Here is a 16,174-nt window from a genome sequence, read left to right as displayed (position 1 = left end):
CTCCCAGGGCGTGTCACGGGAAGTGAGGAATGGGGGCAATTATGCTGGGGGAAATTCAAAAGAGGAAACCGGCGAACCGGACGCAGTTCACATCTACCGCACGGCCTCGAACTCATGACCGCAAGCCAGGCAGTGGCTCAGCCATTCGCCGAGAAACACATTGAGCTGGGCCTTCTCGTCCGGCTGGTGCATGAAGGCGTTCGGATACGGATAGATGCCACGAAAGCGCCGGGCGTGCTCGGCACTGATGACCTCGGCCATGCGCGCGTCGTGGTAGACCTGCACTTCCAGCTGTGGCACCGGCAGCCAGGGCAGGCTGTGTTCCTGGCGCACCTGCAAGGTGGTGGTGTAAGGACAGGCCAGCAGCACCTCCAGCGCCAGCACGCCGAGCATCTGGTCGCCCTGGGTCACCGCGATCCTCCGCGCCACCGGCTGGTTGCGCATGTCGGGCAACAGGCGCATCAGCCGGGCATAGTTGGCCTCGCAGGACGCTTGCAGCCCCACGAGATCGACCCGGTAGCGATCGCGCACTTTGTTTACGACCATAACCCCCTCACTTCAACGCGGTTCAAAGCCAGCCATTGCAAGGCAATAATGCTCGCCGCGTTGGAAATCCGCCCATCCCTTACCGCCTGCAGTGCGTCTTCGAAAGCCCAGACCGACACGCGGATATCCTCCGCCTCTTCCACCAGCCCGTGCAGGCCACCGGCACCGCTGCTGTCGCAACGCCCCAGGTACAGATGCACGAACTCGGTACTGCCCCCCGGCGACGGGAAATACTGGGTCATCGGCCACAGCGCGGAGAATGTCAGTCCAGCTTCCTCCTGCGCTTCGCGGTGAGCAACTTCTTCCGGCTGCTCGTCCTTGTCGATCAGACCGGCGACCAGTTCGATCAACCAGGGGGTCGCGGTTTTCCCCATGGCGCCGACGCGAAACTGCTCGACCAAGACCACTTCATCGCGTTGCGGATCGTACGGCAGGACGCAGACAGCATCGTGACGCACAAAGATTTCACGACTGATCTCGCGCCCCATGCCACCGGCAAACAGCTCGTGGCGCAGGTGCACACGGTCGAGCTGATAAAAACCCTGGAAGCATTTCTCGCGCCGAACGATATCGACAGTGGTCGGCGTGGTGTTGGCAAAGTCCGTCATAGCAATCCTCGTTTCCTGCGGCCAGATCCGAGGCTCCCCCTCGACATCGCGCCATCCTAACGCGCCGGTGACCGATGATGCAGCCCCTTTGCCATCAGCGGGATAGACGGCAAGGGGGCAAACCTAATCTAATTGCCTCTATTGAGCTTAGTGGCGAACTGATTGCCCCGCAGGCAGTCGAAGCCGGTAACTTTTGCCTACCTCTGGTTTATCAAGGACGCACATGTCGCTTCTTAAAATCGCCTCCGTGGCTTGCCTGGCCCTGACCCTGGGCGCCTGCCAAAGCCTGTTCCAACCCAGCTATCAAAAGCCCCTGCAAAGCACCAGCGACAAGTCGGAACAGATCAAGCCCGGCTGCAGCAATCAGGATTGCCCGCTGGTGAACATCGACACCGTGCACTTCGCCGACGAGCCGCAGCTGGATGCGCTGATTGAAAAGCGCCTGCTGCAGATGACCCGCACCACTGCGGACCAGGCCGTGCCAGCAACACTGAGCGCCTATCGGGAGAAGTTCCTGCGCGAGGCCGACAGCCGCAACAGCATGTACCTGCAAGCCAAGGTACGCGAACAGCATGACGGCCTGGTGATCATCGAACTGGCCAGCTACCTGGACACCGGCGGCGCCCACGGCACGCCCGGCCGCGGCTTCATCAACTACTCGCGCGAGCTGCACAAGGAACTGACCCTGTCCGACATGCTGCGCCCGGGCCAGGAAGCCGCGTTCTGGAAGGCCGCCCAGGTGGCCCACAACAGCTGGCTGATCAGCACCAAGCTGGACCAGGAGCCAGAGTTCATCAAGAGCTGGCCGTTCCAGAAAACCCCGAACGTGGCGCTGACCTACGGCGGCGTGATCCTCAAGTACAACGTGTCGGTGATCGCGCCTTACGCGCTGGGCCACATCGAACTGAAGATCCCTTACAACCGCCTGAACGGCATTCTCAAGCCCGAGCTGTTTCCTGGCCGTAGCTGAAGGCCCGCCCCAGCAGCCCTTGCAGCAGCCCTGCCAGCACCAGTGACGGCAGGGTTGCGCTAATGTCCGGATAGAGGTTGGCCAGCAGGTGGTAGGTGCTGACCCCACCCAGCCAGGCCAGCAAGGCCGGCCAGCGCAAACCTACCGACGATACCTGGGCACTGCGCTTGCGCAGGATGAAGTGATCCACCAGCACCACGCCGAACAGCGGCGCGAACACCGAGCCAATCAGCAGCAGGAAGTTCTGATACTGGGCCAACGGCGCCAGGCAGGCGATCAGGGTGCAAAGCACGCCAATGGCCAGGGCCAGGGCGCAGCAGAATGCCGCTGGAGACCGCGGCCGAATGGATATCGGCAAAGGCGTTTTCCGACTCGTCCAGCAGGATCAGCAACAGAGGAATCCCCAGGCCCGCGCCGGCCAAAGCCAGCAGCAGCGCATTGACTTCGCCGCTCGGCGCAAAGGCCAGGGTGTAGGCCACGCCCAGGCTCATCAGCCACAGGTTGCCGATAAAGAACCCCAGCGCCGTACCGCCAAACACATTGCGCGCACGCTTGCCGAACCTTGAGTAGTCGGCGATCAGCGGCAGCCACGACAACGGCATGGCGATCGCGATATCGAAACCCACGCCGAGCGGCATGGAGCCGTCGCCGGCCTGGGCCCAGAGCGCGGCCAGATCGGCCTTGGCGAACAGGTTCCAGGTCAGCCACAGGCAAGCCGCCAACAGCAGCCAGATGCCCCATTTGCGCAGGACCTTGCGCACGAAAGTCAGCGGCCCGCTGACCGCGAGCAAGGTCGCCAGCGCGCCGAAAAACAGAGTCCAGAGCAAAGGGCTGGCCAGCAGGCTGCCTTCGCTGAACGCACGAGTACCCAACAAGCTGGCGGCATCGCGCATGACGATGATCTCGAACGAGCCCCAGCCCACCAGTTGCAACAGGTTGAGCAACGCCGGCAGGCTCGCGCCGCGGGTACCGAGGCTGAGCTTGAGCGCCGCCATGGACGACAGGCCGGTATCGCTGCCGATCACCCCGACCGCCGCGAGCAGCAAGACGCCGACCGCCGTGCCGAGAAAGATCGCCAGCAAGGCACCGGACAGGCCCAGGCCAGGCGCGAGCAGCGCGCCGGTCTGCAACACCATCAGGCCGATGCCGAGGGAAAACCACAGGGAAAACAGATCGCGCGCGCCGAATACACGCCTGTCGGCGGGGACCGCAGTGCCTGGTGAATAAGTGTTCAAGACGGTTATCTCGGGGGGAGGGAAAGGGGCGCTAGCTGCAAGCCTCAAGCTGCAAGAAAAAGCAGGACCGCTGTGCCTTTAACTTACAGCTTGAAGCTTGCAACTTGTCGCTTAAACCTTCTTGTACAACTGGCTACCTTCCTGCTTGAAGCGCTCGGCCTGCTCCGCCAGGCCCTTGGCGACCTCCACGTCCACCGCCTCGATGCGCTGGTTGGCCGCGTACTCGCGGACCTCCTGGGTGATCTTCATCGAGCAGAACTTCGGCCCGCACATGGAGCAGAAGTGCGCGACCTTGGCCGAATCCTTGGGCAGGGTCTCGTCGTGGTAGGAGCGTGCGGTGTCCGGGTCGAGGCCGAGGTTGAACTGGTCTTCCCAGCGGAACTCGAAGCGCGCCTTGGACAGTGCGTTGTCACGGATCTGCGCGCCCGGGTGGCCCTTGGCAAGGTCGGCGGCATGCGCGGCGATCTTGTAGGTGATGATCCCGGTCTTCACGTCATCCTTGTTCGGCAGGCCCAGGTGCTCCTTCGGCGTCACGTAGCAGAGCATGGCGCAGCCGAACCAGCCGATCATCGCCGCGCCGATACCGGAGGTGATGTGGTCGTAGCCCGGCGCGATGTCGGTGGTCAGCGGGCCGAGGGTGTAGAACGGCGCCTCGTCGCAGCATTCCAGCTGCTTGTCCATGTTCTCTTTGATCAGTTGCATCGGCACGTGGCCCGGACCTTCGATCATGCACTGCACGTCATGCTTCCAGGCGATCTTGGTCAGCTCGCCGAGGGTCTCCAGTTCGCCGAACTGCGCTTCGTCGTTGGCGTCGGCGATCGAGCCCGGACGCAGGCCGTCGCCCAGCGAGAAGCTGACGTCGTAGGCCTTCATGATTTCGCAGATTTCGTCGAAGTGGGTGTAGAGGAAGTTTTCCTTGTGGTGCGCCAGACACCACTTGGCCATGATCGAACCGCCGCGGGAGACGATGCCGGTCACGCGCTTGGCGGTCAGCGGCACATAACGCAGCAGCACACCGGCGTGGATGGTGAAGTAGTCGACGCCCTGCTCCGCCTGCTCGATCAGGGTGTCGCGGAACAGCTCCCAGGTCAGGTCTTCGGCCACGCCGTTGACCTTCTCCAGCGCCTGGTAGATCGGCACGGTACCGATCGGCACCGGCGAGTTGCGGATGATCCACTCGCGGGTTTCGTGGATGTGCTTGCCCGTGGACAGGTCCATGACGGTGTCCGAACCCCAGCGGATGCCCCAGGTCAGCTTCGCCACTTCTTCTTCGATGGACGAACCCAGGGCGCTGTTGCCGATGTTGCCGTTGATCTTCACCAGGAAGTTGCGGCCGATGATCATCGGTTCCAGTTCGACGTGGTTGATGTTGGCCGGAATGATCGCGCGACCGCGAGCGATTTCCTCACGGACGAACTCGGGGGTGATTTCTTTCGGGATGCTGGCGCCGAAGCTGTGGCCGGCGTGCTGCTGATCGAGCAGACCCGCGGCGCGAGCCTCTTGCAGCTTCATGTTTTCGCGGATGGCGACGTATTCCATCTCGGCGGTGATGATGCCCTTGCGCGCATAGTGCATCTGGCTGACGTTGGCCCCGGCCTTGGCGCGGCGCGGGTTGTTGACGTGGGCGAAGCGCAGCTTGGTCAGCTCGGGGTCGGCGAGGCGCTGCTGGCCGAAGTTGGAGCTCAGGCCGGACAGGCGCTCGGTGTCGCCACGGTCGTCGATCCAGGCCGAGCGTACATCGCCCAGGCCTTTGCGCACGTCGATCACCACGTTGGGGTCGGTGTACGGGCCGGAGGTGTCATAGACGGTGACCGGCGCGTTGATCTCGCCGCCGAAGTCGGTGGGGGTCACGTCGAGGCTGATTTCGCGCATCGGCACGCGGATGTCCGGGCGCGAACCCTGGACATAGATTTTTTGCGAGCGGGTAAAGGGCTGAACCGACTGCTCATCGACCTTGGCCGATTCACTCAGGTGCGTAGCGTTTTTTAATTTTGTAGTCATCACAGGCTCTCCAGACAGCATCCAGGCAGTGGATTTTTGTCGGAGCGAACCTGTAACGAACGGACGCAGCCATAGCTGGAGCCAGGGGCGAAAACCAGCTGGTGCAGTGCTTGGTGCTCGAGGGGTGTTCGATTGTCGAACAACATCCCGGACGAAGCACAAGAGGACTCGCCGGGTGACGAGAAATCTTGTTCCCTACGCAGGCGCTAACCTGATCAGGTTCAACGGGATCCGGATTATCCGATCTCAGCCTCATAGCAAGGCACCCCGACAAGAACCCGGCCAGTCTAGACAAAGCCGGCACAGAACGCCAACACCACGGCAAGCAGCGTGATGAATGGCGTAAATGCAGGATTGTTGCCCTGCGCAGGCGCATCTACACTCGCTGGGTTGCGTCGAACCTTGACGCTGCACAGGCCGAGACTTAGCCTTGGCGCCAGAATTATCCTCGTAATATCAACTCTAGGGATCGCCGAATGCTGCGCAAACTCTCACTGGCCATCGCCGTGTCTTGTGCGTCCAATGGAATGGCCTGGGCAGCAGAAGCGCCCTTGACCACGAAAACCGACCTGGTCAGCGTTTACCAGGAAGCAGTGGACAACAACGCCGACCTCGCCGCCGCCCGCGCCGATTACGACGCACGCAAGGAAGTGGTACCGCAGGCTCGCGCCGGTTTGCTGCCCAACCTCTCGGCCGGTGCCGACCTGAACAACACCCGGACCAAGTTCGACGAACCGTCGATGACCGCCACCCGCAGCGGCACCGTGTACCAGGCGACCCTGGCCCAGCCGATTTTCCGCGCCGACCGCTGGTTCCAGCTGCAAGCGGCCAAGGACGTCAACGAGCAAGCCGCGCTGGAGCTCTCGGCCACCGAACAGAACCTGATCCTGCAAAGCGCCGAGAGTTATTTCTCGGTGCTGCGCGCCCAGGACAACCTGGCCTCGACCAAGGCCGAGGAAGCCGCCTTCAAGCGTCAGTTGGACCAGTCCAACGAGCGTTTCGACGTCGGCCTGTCGGACAAGACCGACGTCCTGCAATCCCAGGCCAGCTACGACACCGCGCGGGCCAACCGGATCCTCGCCCAGCGCCAGGTGGATGACGCGTTCGAAGCCCTGATCACCCTGACCAACCGTCAGTACAACTCGATCCAGGGCATCGTCCACAGCCTGCCGGTGCTGGCGCCGACCCCGAATGACGCCAAGGCCTGGGTCGATACCGCGGCCAAGCAGAACCTCAACCTGCTGGCCAGCAACTACGCGGTCAGCGCCGCCGAGGAAACCCTCAAGCAGCGCAAGGCCGGCCACGCCCCGACCCTCGACGCGGTGGCGCAGTACAAGAAAGGCGACAACGACGCCCTCGGCTTCAGCAACCCGGCCCCACTGGGCCAGCGTTACGGCAGTGACGTCGAACAACGCAGCATCGGCCTGCAACTGAGCATTCCGATCTACAGCGGCGGCCTGACCAGCTCCCAGGTCCGCGAGTCCTACTCGCGCCTGAGCCAGAGCGAGCAACGCCGTGAGGCCCTGCGCCGCCAGGTGGTGGAAAACACCCGCAACCTGCACCGCGCGGTGAACACCGATGTCGAGCAGGTCCAGGCCCGGCGCCAGTCGATCATCTCCAACCAGAGCGCCGTGGAAGCCACGGAAATCGGTTATCAGGTCGGTACGCGCAATATCGTCGACGTGCTCGATGCCCAGCGCCAGCTGTACACCTCGGTGCGCAACTACAACAACAGCCGCTACGACTACATCCTCGACAACCTGCGCCTCAAGCAAGCCGCCGGCACCCTCAACCCGGGCGACCTGCAGGACCTGTCGCGCTACCTGAAAGCCGACTACAACCCGGACCGCGACTTCCTGCCGCCGGACCTGGCCAAGGCTGCGGCGGAACAGCTCAAGGCCCGGCCGGGTCAATAAGCCTGTAGCCTCATAGCTGTAGGGCAAACAAAAAAGCCACCGCCATTCAATTGAATGGCGGTGGCTTTTTTACGACCGTTCCGGTCGATCGCAGCCTGCGGCAGCGGCTACAGCAAACGGCCCAGGCCGTCGAGCAAGCGCTGCAGGGCGCCCTGATTGCTGCGCATCACCCGCAGCCCGGCATCGGCCATCTTCTGCGCATCCCGGGGCAACTCGAACAGGCGCTGCACCGCCACCGCCAGGCCATGGGCATCGTCCACTTCCTGCAGGGCGCCCGCCTCGCGCAGCATTGTCGCGATCTCCAGGAAGTTGAACAGGTGCGGCCCGCTCAGCACCGGCTTGGCCAGGGCCGCCGGCTCCAGCAGGTTGTGGCCGCCATTGGGCACCAGGCTGCCGCCGACAAAAGCGCTGTCCGCCAGGGCATAAAGAAACAGCAGCTCGCCCATGGTGTCGCCCAGCAGCACCGAGGTGCTGGCGCTGACCGGCTCGGCGCTGGAGCGGCGAATAGTCGCGAAGCCCTGCTGCCGGCATAGCTCGAACACCGAATTGAACCGCTCCGGATGACGCGGCACCAGAATCAGCAAGGCATCCGGGTGGCTGGCCAGCAGTTGGCGATGGGCGTCCAGCACCACGGCGTCTTCGCCCTCATGGGTACTGGCGGCGATCCACACCGGGCGCTCGCCGGCTTGCCATTGCTCGCGCAGCTCGCTGGCGCGCTCCAGCAGTTGCGGGTCGATGCTCAGGTCGAACTTGATCGAGCCCGTCACCTCGACCGTTTCCGGTCGCGCGCCCAGTTGGCGAAAACGCTCGGCCTCGGCTTCGGTCTGCACCGCGAACAGGCTCATTTCCGCGAGCATGGGCGCGGTCAGTTTGTTGAACCGGCCATAACCTCGGGCCGAGCGCTCCGACAACCGCCCGTTGGCCAGCGCCACGGGAATGCCGCGCTTGGCGCACTGGTGAATGTGATTGGGCCACAACTCGGTTTCCATGATCACCGCCAGCTTCGGCCGGACCCGATCGAGGAAACGCGCGGCGGCGCAAGGCAGGTCGTAGGGCAGGTAGCAGTGCTGGATGCGTGGCTCGTTGGCGAACAACGCCTGGATACGTTCCGAGCCAGTGGGGGTCATGCAGGTGACCGTGATCGGCAGCTGTGGATAACGCGCCAGCAAGGCACGGATCATCGGAGCGGCAGCGATGCTCTCGCCCACCGACACCGCGTGCACCCAGATACCGCCTGGCTGCATCGCCGGCAGGCCCCAGGAAAAACGTTCGCCAACCCGCCTGGCATAGGCCGGCGCCTTGCGCGCCCGCAGCCACAGACGAATCGCCACCAATGGCAGCCCCAGGTAAAACAGCGCGGTGTAGAGAGTTCTATTCATGGCGGCGGAGTTTATCGGCTTTTTCAGCCAATCGCCCGCAAGTGCACGGCAAAACGCTCCGCCAGCCAATGCGCCGCCGGCCCCAAGGGTTCATCGCGACGCCAGACCAGTTCCACCACCAGCGCCGGCGGGGTCCACTCGCTGGCCAACTCGACCATCTGGTTCTGGTAGGCCGGGTACTGCACCACATGCCTTGGCAGCCAGGCCCAGCCCAGGCCGCGCATCAACAGCTCGGCCATCGCGTAGAAGCTGTCGGCGCGCCAGACTTGCGGGCTGAGCTGCTCGCCACTGGGGTAAGTGCTCAACTGCGGGGAAATCAGCAACTGCCGATGACGCCCCAGTTGCTGACGGTCCACCTGCTTCTCCCCAGCCAACGGATGCCCGACCGCGCACACCGTGACCATCTCGACGCTGCCCAGGGCCCGTCGCTCAAGGGCCTCGGACATCTGCTCATGGTGGAACAGCAAACCGAGGTCGGCCCGACGCTCCAGCAGTTTGCGCGCCACGTCACCCTGGGCGCTGCTGGCCAGCTGGACCTCAAGACTGGGGAAGCGCTCGGACAACGCCTCAAGGCTATCGAGCACCGGCTGGAAAGGCATCGCCTCGTCCAGCGCCAGCCGCAAGCGCGCCTCCTCACCCCGCATCAACGCCAGCGCCCGCCCGTTCAAGCGCTCGCACTGGCGCAGCACTTCCCGCGCCTCCGCGAGCAAGGCACGCCCCGCCTCGGTGAGTTTGGGCTGGCGACCGCTGCTGCGCTCGAACAAGAGCACGCCGAGATCGGCCTCGAGCAGCGCAATCGCGCTGCTGACCGCCGATTGCGCCTTGTGTTGGTCACGGGCCACCGCGGAAAACGAACGCTGCTCGGCGACGCTGACGAACAGCCGCATCTGCTCCAGATTCCACTGCACATTCATGAGCCAACCCATCTTCAAAACAGATAGGTAATGACTTTACCCCATCTGCACAATCTCTAGAATGCCGACCTCATCAAGCAAGCCCAAACACGAGGACTCTCCCATGAACGCTTACACCTACCTGGCCATCGCCATCTGCGCCGAAGTGATCGCCACTGTTTCGATGAAAGCGGTCAAAGGCCTGAGCACTCCCCTGCCGCTGCTGCTGATCATCGTCGGTTACGGCGTGGCCTTCTGGATGCTGACCCTGGTGGTGCGCACCGTGCCGGTGGGCGTGGCTTACGCGGTCTGGGCCGGCATGGGCATTGTCATGGTCAGCGTGGCCGCGCTGTTTCTCTACGGGCAGAAACTGGATATCCCGGCGATGCTCGGCATGGCCCTGATCGTCCTGGGCGTGGTGGTGATCCAGCTGTTTTCGAAGACTGCCGGGCATTAAAAAAGCAGCGGCAAGCGGCAAGCTTCAAGCGGCAAGAGAGCGTCACGCTTGCAGCTTGAAGCTTGAGGCTTGAAACTTGCGCCTTCGATTTGTTCTCCGAGGTCGCTGCATGCCATCCGTTATTTCCACCGACGTGCTGATTGTCGGCGCCGGAGTCGCCGGCCTCTGGCTGAACGCCCGCCTGCGTCGCCAGGGCTTTTCCACTGTGCTGGTGGAGAGCGCCAGCCTCGGCGGCGGACAAAGCGTCAAGTCTCAGGGAATCATTCACGGCGGCGCCAAATATGCCCTGCACGGCGCCCTGACCGGCGCCTCGGAAGCCATCTCCGACATGCCGCGCCGCTGGCGCGAGGCCCTGGCCGGCAACGGCGAGCTGGACCTGTCCGGCGTGCGCCTGCTGTCCGAGGCCCATTATCTGTGGTCCCCCGGCACCCTGGCCGGCAACCTCACCAGCTTTTTCGCCAGCAAGGCCGTGCGTGGCCGCGTCGATCAGGTCAAGGGCGACCAGTTGCCGCCGGCCCTGCAGGACCGTCGTTTCAAGGGCAAGGTCTATCGCCTGGCCGAACTGGTGGTGGACGTGCCGAGCCTGATCGGGCGCCTGGCCGAACTGGGTGGCGACAGCCTGCTGGCCGGGCAGAAGATCGCGCCCGTGCTGGAAAACGGGCAATTGCTGGGCCTGCGGGTCGATGACCGGGAAATCCGCGCGCAACGCATCGTCCTCAGCGCCGGTGCCGGCAATGCCGAACTGCTGAGCAGCCTCGGCCTGAGCCAGCCAGCCATGCAACGCCGGCCGCTGCACATGGTGATCGTCAAAGGCCCGAGCCTGAAACCGCTGTACGCCCACTGCCTGGGCGGCGGGCCAAAACCGCGCATCACCGTGACCACCCACCCGGCGGCCGACGGCCAATGGGTCTGGTACCTCGGCGGCGATATCGCCGAAGCCGAAGGCGTGGCACGCGAACCGGCGGCGCAGATTGCCGCTGCCCAGAAAGAACTCAGCAACCTGTTGCCATGGGTCGACCTCAGCCAGGCGCAATGGGCCACCCTGCGAGTGGATCGGGCCGAACCCGCACAATCGGGCCTGACTCGCCCGGACAACGCCTTCCTCGCCGAGCAGGACCGCCTGCTGGTCGGCTGGCCGACCAAGCTGGCCCTGGCCCCGGATTTCGCCGACCGGGTGTTCGCCGCCCTCGAGCGCGACGGCATCAAGCCAGGCCCCGCAACCCCGTTGCCGGAGCTGCCGAAACCCGCCATCGCCCAACCGGCCTGGGAGCAACTGCTGCCATGAGCCAAGCGACCCTGCACGACCTGCATCGCCCCTTCGGCAACACCGGGCTGCTGGTCTCCCCACTAGGCCTGGGCACCGTGAAACTCGGGCGCGACCAAGGGGTGAAATACCCCAGCGGCTTCCAGATTCCGGATGACAGCGAAGCCCGCATGCTGCTCAAACTGACCCGCGACCTGGGCATCAACCTGATCGATACCGCGCCGGCCTATGGTCGCAGCGAGGAGCGCCTGGGCCCGCTGTTGCGCGGGCAACGCCAGGACTGGGTGATTGTCAGCAAGGTCGGCGAAGAGTTCGAAAACGGCCTGTCGCGCCACGACTTCAGCGCCGCGCATACCCGCCTGTCGGTGGAGCGCAGCCTGCAGCGCCTGGAAACCGACTTCATCGACCTGGTGCTGGTGCATTCCGACGGCAATGATCTGCACATCCTCGAGCAGTGCGAGGTGTACCAGACGCTGGCCGAACTCAAGCAGGAAGGCAAGATCCGTGGCTTCGGCTTCTCCGGGAAAACCGTCGAAGGGGGTCTGAAGGCCCTGGAACAAGGCGACTGCGCCATGGTCACCTACAATCTGAACGAACAGAACGAGAGAGCCGTCATCGATTACGCCGCAGCCCACGGCAAGGGCATTCTGGTGAAAAAAGCCCTGGCCAGTGGCCATGTGTGCCTGAGCCCGGGGATCGACCCGGTTCGCGCCAGCTTCGAACTGCTGTTCGATCAACCGGGCGTCGCCAGTGCTATTGTCGGGACCATCAATCCGTTGCACCTGGCCCATAATGTCGCCACTGTCGCGCAGGTGTTGCGCAAAAACTGATGCCGCCCACGCGGCCGACCCCGACGCAAGAAGGAGCCGACATGCCGCGTACGCTCATAAGAAAGAACCCCAGCAACTTCAAGACCCTGCCGCTGTTCGTCGAAGCGACGCCCGAAGGCCTCAGCTACCAGAGCGTCGGCATGCCGCTGAACTTTGCGCAGACCCTGCAGCGGCGGCGTCCGGTCACGGTGGCCGACGCCGAACGCTTCGCCCTGGAGCTGGCCAACCTCGGCGTCTCGGTCCGCCTGACCCTGCATTGGCAGAATCGCGACTATTGGGTGCTGGTCCGCCAGCGCCGACAGGACCGCGGCGATGTGGTGCTCAAGCTGATTTCCGGCTACGTCCCGGCCCATGAACTGAACCTGCCGCTGCATACCGCCATCCAGGAAATCGCCGAGGAATGCCTGCTGGAAACCCCGGAAGGCTGGCTCAGCGGACGCTTCAACGATACCTGGCTACCAGCGCCCTACTCGGCGGCCCTGCATTATCGCGAAGCCCTGCCCTTTCGCCTGACGCCGCTGTCGGGCGCGGCACGCCCGGTACGTTGCGCCAACCTGCATCTGCTGGAACGGCCGCGAGCTTATGTGCACCTGCCCACCGCGTCGCTGCAGCTGATTTATGACCTGCGCCTGGACGTGCCGAAAGAAGCCAAGTCCCTGAGCCTGTTCCATGTCGACGAACGCCTGGAAGGCGATCAACTGGTGGCGCGCCTGGACCGCAAGCGCCCGGACCTGTACCTGATGCCGCTCAAGGACGGGCAGCCGTGCGCCGAGCTCTATACGTTGAAGAAGGATCAGTTGCACCCGGCGAGTACCCGCGGCCTGTATCTGGCCGAAAGCTTCGCCCAGCAGCAGGGCTGGCTGGTGCGTGACGAGCGGATTCGCTGGAAAGACTGGCTGAAGCTGCAGGGATTGAGCGCGCCGGAGAAGGACTCCAAGCTCCAGCGCCTTACCGGCAAGGCACGGCAGATATTGCGCAAGATCGTCCCGGCCAAGGCCAGCCGGCAACGTTGATTGCCAATCCGCCCACTCCAACTTTCGCAGGAGTCGGCGGCTTGGTAGCAAGCCTTATTCGGTCTTGCGGATCTTCTCGACTATGGCCGTGGTGGAACTGTTCTCCACCAGCCCCAGCACCTTCACTGTGCCGCCATAAGCCTTGACGATATCGGCGCCGACCACCTGGTCGACCGAGTAATCCCCGCCTTTGACCAGCACATCCGGCTTGACCTGGGCCAGCAGGTTTTCCGGCGTGCCCTCGGGAAAGCTGATGACCCAATCCACCGCGCCCAGGCCGGCCAGTACCGCCATGCGCCGGTCGACGCTGTTGATCGGACGACCAGGGCCTTTCAGGCGGCTGACCGAGGCATCGTCGTTGATCGCCACGATCAGGCGATCGCCTTGGGCCCGCGCCTGTTCGAGGTAGGTCACATGCCCGGCATGGAGGATATCGAAGCAGCCGTTGGTGAAGACGATCTTCTCTTTGTGCGCACGCGCATCGTCGATCGCCAGCAGCAGCTGGTCGAGGCTCAGCACACCACGCTCGGAACCTTCTTCACGCTGGATCGCGCGACGCAGTTCCGGTGCGCTGATGGCCGCGGTACCCAGCTTGCCGACCACGATGCCGGCAGCCAGGTTGGCCAGGGCCACCGCGTGCGGCAGCTCTTCGCCCGCCGCGATTGCCGCCGCCAGGGTGGAAATCACCGTATCGCCGGCACCGGTCACATCGAACACTTCACGGGCCCGGGCTGGCAGGTGCAGCGCCGGGTGATCGGGACGCAGCAGGGTCATGCCGTGCTCGCCACGAGTCACCAGCAAGGCACCCAGCTCCAGGTCGTGCATCAGCTTCGCGCCTTTGCTGACCAGGTCGTGCTCGTCGACGCAGCCGCCGACTATGGTTTCGAACTCGCTGAGGTTTGGGGTGATCAGGCTGGCGCCGCGGTAAATCGAAAAGTCCTTGCCTTTCGGGTCCGCCAACACCGGGATGCCACGGGCACGCGCGGCCTGGATCAACGCCTGATGGTTCTTCAGGGCACCCTTGCCGTAGTCGGACAACACCAGCACCTTGATGCCGTCCAGCAACTGGTCGACTTCAGCGCCCAATGCCAGGGCGTCGGTGGCGAAAGGTTCTTCGAAATCGATACGCAGCAATTGCTGGTGCCGACTCATGACCCGCAGCTTGACGATGGTCGGCTGATGGGCAATGCGCTGGAACAAGGCGCGGACGCCCGCCCCTTCAAGACTGTTGGAGAGACTGTCGGCAGCCTCGTCGTCACCGGTGACGCCGACCAGCGAGGCCGGTGCGCCGAGCGCGGCAATGTTCAAGGCAACGTTCGCGGCACCGCCCGGGCGGTCCTCGATTTGCTCGACCTTGACTACCGGTACCGGCGCCTCAGGGGAAATCCGTGAGGTACCACCATGCCAGTAACGGTCGAGCATGACATCGCCGACCACCAAGACAGGGGCTTGATCGAATCGCGGCATGGACAACTTCATGGAGCAACCCACATACAAAATGAACAGGGGCGCGATATTAACACAGGGTGAACGCTGCCTAGTTCTACCGCTGCACGAGTATTCGCGATCGCCGCAAACTGTTCATTTATTGAGCAAAAGCGCCATGAGCCGGTCTGTCGCACAGGCCAGCCCGACCGTTTCGGTATCGATCTCGCAGTCGGGATAAAGCGGCGCTTCGTAGGGGCTGTCGAGCCCGGTGAAGTCCTGGATACGCCCTTCACTCGCCGCCTGATACAGGCCCTTGGGGTCGCGTTGGGCACAGACAGCGAAGGATGTACTCACGTACACCTCGAGAAATTCGTCTGCCGCGAACAAGGCCCGGGCAGCGGCGCGCTCCGCGCGAAACGGTGAAATTGCCGAGACGATCACGATCAGCCCCGCCTCCACCATCAACCTCGCCACCTCGGCCAGGCGCCGGATGTTTTCCTTGCGTGCCTCGGCGCCCATGCCCAGGTCACGACACAGGCCGCCACGCACGTTATCGCCATCAAGGACAAAGGTGTGCAGGCCCTGCCCGTTCAGGCGCAGTTCCAGCAGGTTGGCCAGGGTCGACTTGCCGGCGCCGGACAAACCGGTCAGCCAGATGCAACACGGACGCTGCTGCTTGAGCGCCGCCCGCTCGGCAGCGGTCAGGGACAGGCTGCAGGGGCGGATATCCGGTCGCGGGCAATGCGCCGGCAGGGGTTCATTCATAGCCGAGCATCTCGTAGTCGCGCTGGTAGGCTCGACGCACCAGCCGCCGGGTGCGTACCGAGCAGAACTCCCGGGCAGGCGCCTGGTGCCGCTGCCGCGATTCGTTGAGGTGCGGCAGGGACCTGCTCACGCCCAGGTGCTCGCTGAGCAACTGATAGTCGCGCTGCAGGTGCTCCTGATAGCCGATGAAGTCCATGTTCAGGCGCCCCATGGAATCCACCAGGAAGTCGGTCTGCGGGGCGAAGTGCAGTTGCTTGTGGATATTTTCCGGGTGCAGCCAGCGTCCGACAAAATCGTCGAAATCGCGATAGTGGCTGACCAGCCGCTGGGCGGCCTGGTCGCGGCGACTGAGTTCGTTGCCACGCAGGAAGGCATAGGCCGAATAGGCTCGTTCCAGGGGATCGCGGACCACGGCGAACTTGAAGCTGCCGGCGAACTGCTGGGGAAACTGTTGCTCGTACCAGTACAGAGGCAGGTGGCCTGGCGTCCAGCCATCGAACAATGCCGAACACAGGCTGCTGCCCGCGCACTTGGGCACATGGATGAACACACAACCGTGCTGACGGAACGGCTCCGGAAAACGGACGTTGGCGGACATGACCTTGTTCACCACCTGCCGGTCCACCACAGACAGGCGCCCAAGCAAGAAGGCCCGTTGCGACTTGGGCAATAACTTCCACAGATAACGTTGCAGCATTCCAGTACCCGCGCGACGGGGTTGGCCCCCTCGATTCAGTCGACGATTGAGGCTGGAACCATAACAAGCACGAGACGCGGAATTATTTAGGCTTGGTCAAGACTGTAAGGGGCGGGATACAAAGACCGGCCGGCGCATTGCACGCCGGGGTCGTTCCAGGATGGGCAGTGCC

General features: G+C 63.8%; 14 protein-coding genes, 1 pseudogene and 1 riboswitch. Of the genes and pseudogenes, 6 read left to right on the top strand and 9 right to left on the bottom strand.

Annotated features, from left to right (window positions below; all coding sequences use genetic code 11):
* Positions 1 to 93 precede the first annotated feature (93 nt).
* Both PVZ78_RS23040 and PVZ78_RS23035 read right to left on the bottom strand, forming a co-directional pair.
* Positions 94 to 546, bottom strand: a complete 453-nt coding sequence (locus tag PVZ78_RS23040) for a DUF1249 domain-containing protein (RefSeq protein ID WP_007921426.1) — start codon at positions 544 to 546, stop codon at positions 94 to 96.
* Entirely contained in the window at positions 537 to 1,154 is a 618-nt protein-coding gene (locus tag PVZ78_RS23035; protein WP_009046673.1) for an NUDIX domain-containing protein, read from the bottom strand. The genes PVZ78_RS23040 and PVZ78_RS23035 overlap by 10 nt, the downstream gene beginning before the upstream one ends.
* A 223-nt stretch (positions 1,155 to 1,377) precedes the next feature.
* On the opposite strand from PVZ78_RS23035, the gene PVZ78_RS23030 reads away from it, so the two are divergent.
* A complete protein-coding gene (locus PVZ78_RS23030) occupies positions 1,378 to 2,124 on the top strand; it encodes an RsiV family protein (protein WP_028683742.1) in 747 nt (248 codons plus the stop codon).
* Here the strand turns inward: PVZ78_RS23030 and cytX are convergent.
* Both cytX and thiC read right to left on the bottom strand, forming a co-directional pair.
* A pseudogene (cytX, locus tag PVZ78_RS23025) lies at positions 2,093 to 3,368 on the bottom strand (putative hydroxymethylpyrimidine transporter CytX). The gene PVZ78_RS23030 and the pseudogene cytX sit on opposite strands and share 32 nt — an antisense overlap.
* A 102-nt stretch (positions 3,369 to 3,470) precedes the next feature.
* Positions 3,471 to 5,360, bottom strand: a complete 1,890-nt coding sequence (thiC, locus tag PVZ78_RS23020; protein WP_081362852.1) for a phosphomethylpyrimidine synthase ThiC — start codon at positions 5,358 to 5,360, stop codon at positions 3,471 to 3,473.
* A 175-nt stretch (positions 5,361 to 5,535) separates the two neighbouring features.
* A riboswitch (TPP riboswitch) is annotated at positions 5,536 to 5,640 on the bottom strand.
* 196 nt (positions 5,641 to 5,836) lie between these two features.
* On the opposite strand from thiC, the gene PVZ78_RS23015 reads away from it, so the two are divergent.
* Positions 5,837 to 7,276: a TolC family outer membrane protein gene (locus PVZ78_RS23015; protein ID WP_009046669.1), complete on the top strand. Its 1,440-nt coding sequence runs from the start codon at positions 5,837 to 5,839 to the stop codon at positions 7,274 to 7,276.
* Between the two features lie 107 nt (positions 7,277 to 7,383).
* On the opposite strand, the gene waaA is transcribed toward PVZ78_RS23015, so the two are convergent.
* Together waaA and PVZ78_RS23005 are read right to left on the bottom strand one after the other, a co-directional pair.
* Entirely contained in the window at positions 7,384 to 8,655 is a 1,272-nt protein-coding gene (gene waaA / locus PVZ78_RS23010; RefSeq protein WP_273829314.1) for a lipid IV(A) 3-deoxy-D-manno-octulosonic acid transferase, read from the bottom strand.
* Positions 8,656 to 8,678: 23 nt separating this feature from the next.
* A complete protein-coding gene (locus PVZ78_RS23005) occupies positions 8,679 to 9,563 on the bottom strand; it encodes a LysR family transcriptional regulator (protein WP_162096366.1) in 885 nt (294 codons plus the stop codon).
* 109 nt (positions 9,564 to 9,672) lie between these two features.
* On the opposite strand from PVZ78_RS23005, the gene PVZ78_RS23000 reads away from it, so the two are divergent.
* The 4 genes from PVZ78_RS23000 (at position 9,673) to PVZ78_RS22985 (ending at position 13,112) form a co-directional block, all read left to right on the top strand.
* Positions 9,673 to 10,005: a DMT family transporter gene (locus PVZ78_RS23000; protein ID WP_007921448.1), complete on the top strand. Its 333-nt coding sequence runs from the start codon at positions 9,673 to 9,675 to the stop codon at positions 10,003 to 10,005.
* Positions 10,006 to 10,114: 109 nt separating this feature from the next.
* Positions 10,115 to 11,290 carry an NAD(P)/FAD-dependent oxidoreductase gene (locus tag PVZ78_RS22995; RefSeq protein ID WP_273829313.1) on the top strand — a complete coding sequence of 392 codons (1,176 nt, stop codon included), beginning with the start codon at positions 10,115 to 10,117 and terminating at the stop codon, positions 11,288 to 11,290.
* Entirely contained in the window at positions 11,287 to 12,099 is an 813-nt protein-coding gene (locus PVZ78_RS22990; protein ID WP_038630445.1) for an aldo/keto reductase, read from the top strand. The genes PVZ78_RS22995 and PVZ78_RS22990 overlap by 4 nt, the downstream gene beginning before the upstream one ends.
* 41 nt (positions 12,100 to 12,140) lie before the next feature.
* The gene (locus tag PVZ78_RS22985; RefSeq protein WP_273829312.1) at positions 12,141 to 13,112 is read left to right on the top strand and encodes a metal ABC transporter ATPase; all 972 of its coding nucleotides are present in this window, start codon (positions 12,141 to 12,143) and stop codon (positions 13,110 to 13,112) included.
* 54 nt (positions 13,113 to 13,166) lie between these two features.
* On the opposite strand, the gene hldE is transcribed toward PVZ78_RS22985, so the two are convergent.
* The 3 genes from hldE to PVZ78_RS22970 form a co-directional block, all read right to left on the bottom strand.
* Positions 13,167 to 14,591: a bifunctional D-glycero-beta-D-manno-heptose-7-phosphate kinase/D-glycero-beta-D-manno-heptose 1-phosphate adenylyltransferase HldE gene (gene hldE / locus PVZ78_RS22980; protein ID WP_009046663.1), complete on the bottom strand. Its 1,425-nt coding sequence runs from the start codon at positions 14,589 to 14,591 to the stop codon at positions 13,167 to 13,169.
* 102 nt (positions 14,592 to 14,693) lie between these two features.
* Complete coding sequence (gene cysC, locus PVZ78_RS22975; RefSeq protein WP_273829311.1) at positions 14,694 to 15,305, bottom strand: adenylyl-sulfate kinase; 612 nt, start codon at positions 15,303 to 15,305, stop codon at positions 14,694 to 14,696.
* On the bottom strand, positions 15,298 to 16,002 hold the full coding sequence (locus PVZ78_RS22970; RefSeq protein ID WP_257371433.1) for a sulfotransferase family protein: 705 nt from the start codon (positions 16,000 to 16,002) through the stop codon (positions 15,298 to 15,300). Before PVZ78_RS22970 ends, cysC begins: the two co-directional genes overlap by 8 nt.
* Positions 16,003 to 16,174: the final 172 nt, after the last annotated feature.

It is taken from the genome of Pseudomonas sp. SBT1-2 (assembly GCF_028640875.1).
GTDB classification, from domain to species: domain Bacteria; phylum Pseudomonadota; class Gammaproteobacteria; order Pseudomonadales; family Pseudomonadaceae; genus Aquipseudomonas; species Aquipseudomonas chlororaphis_I.
This window is presented reverse-complemented; position numbering and strand designations above follow the sequence as displayed.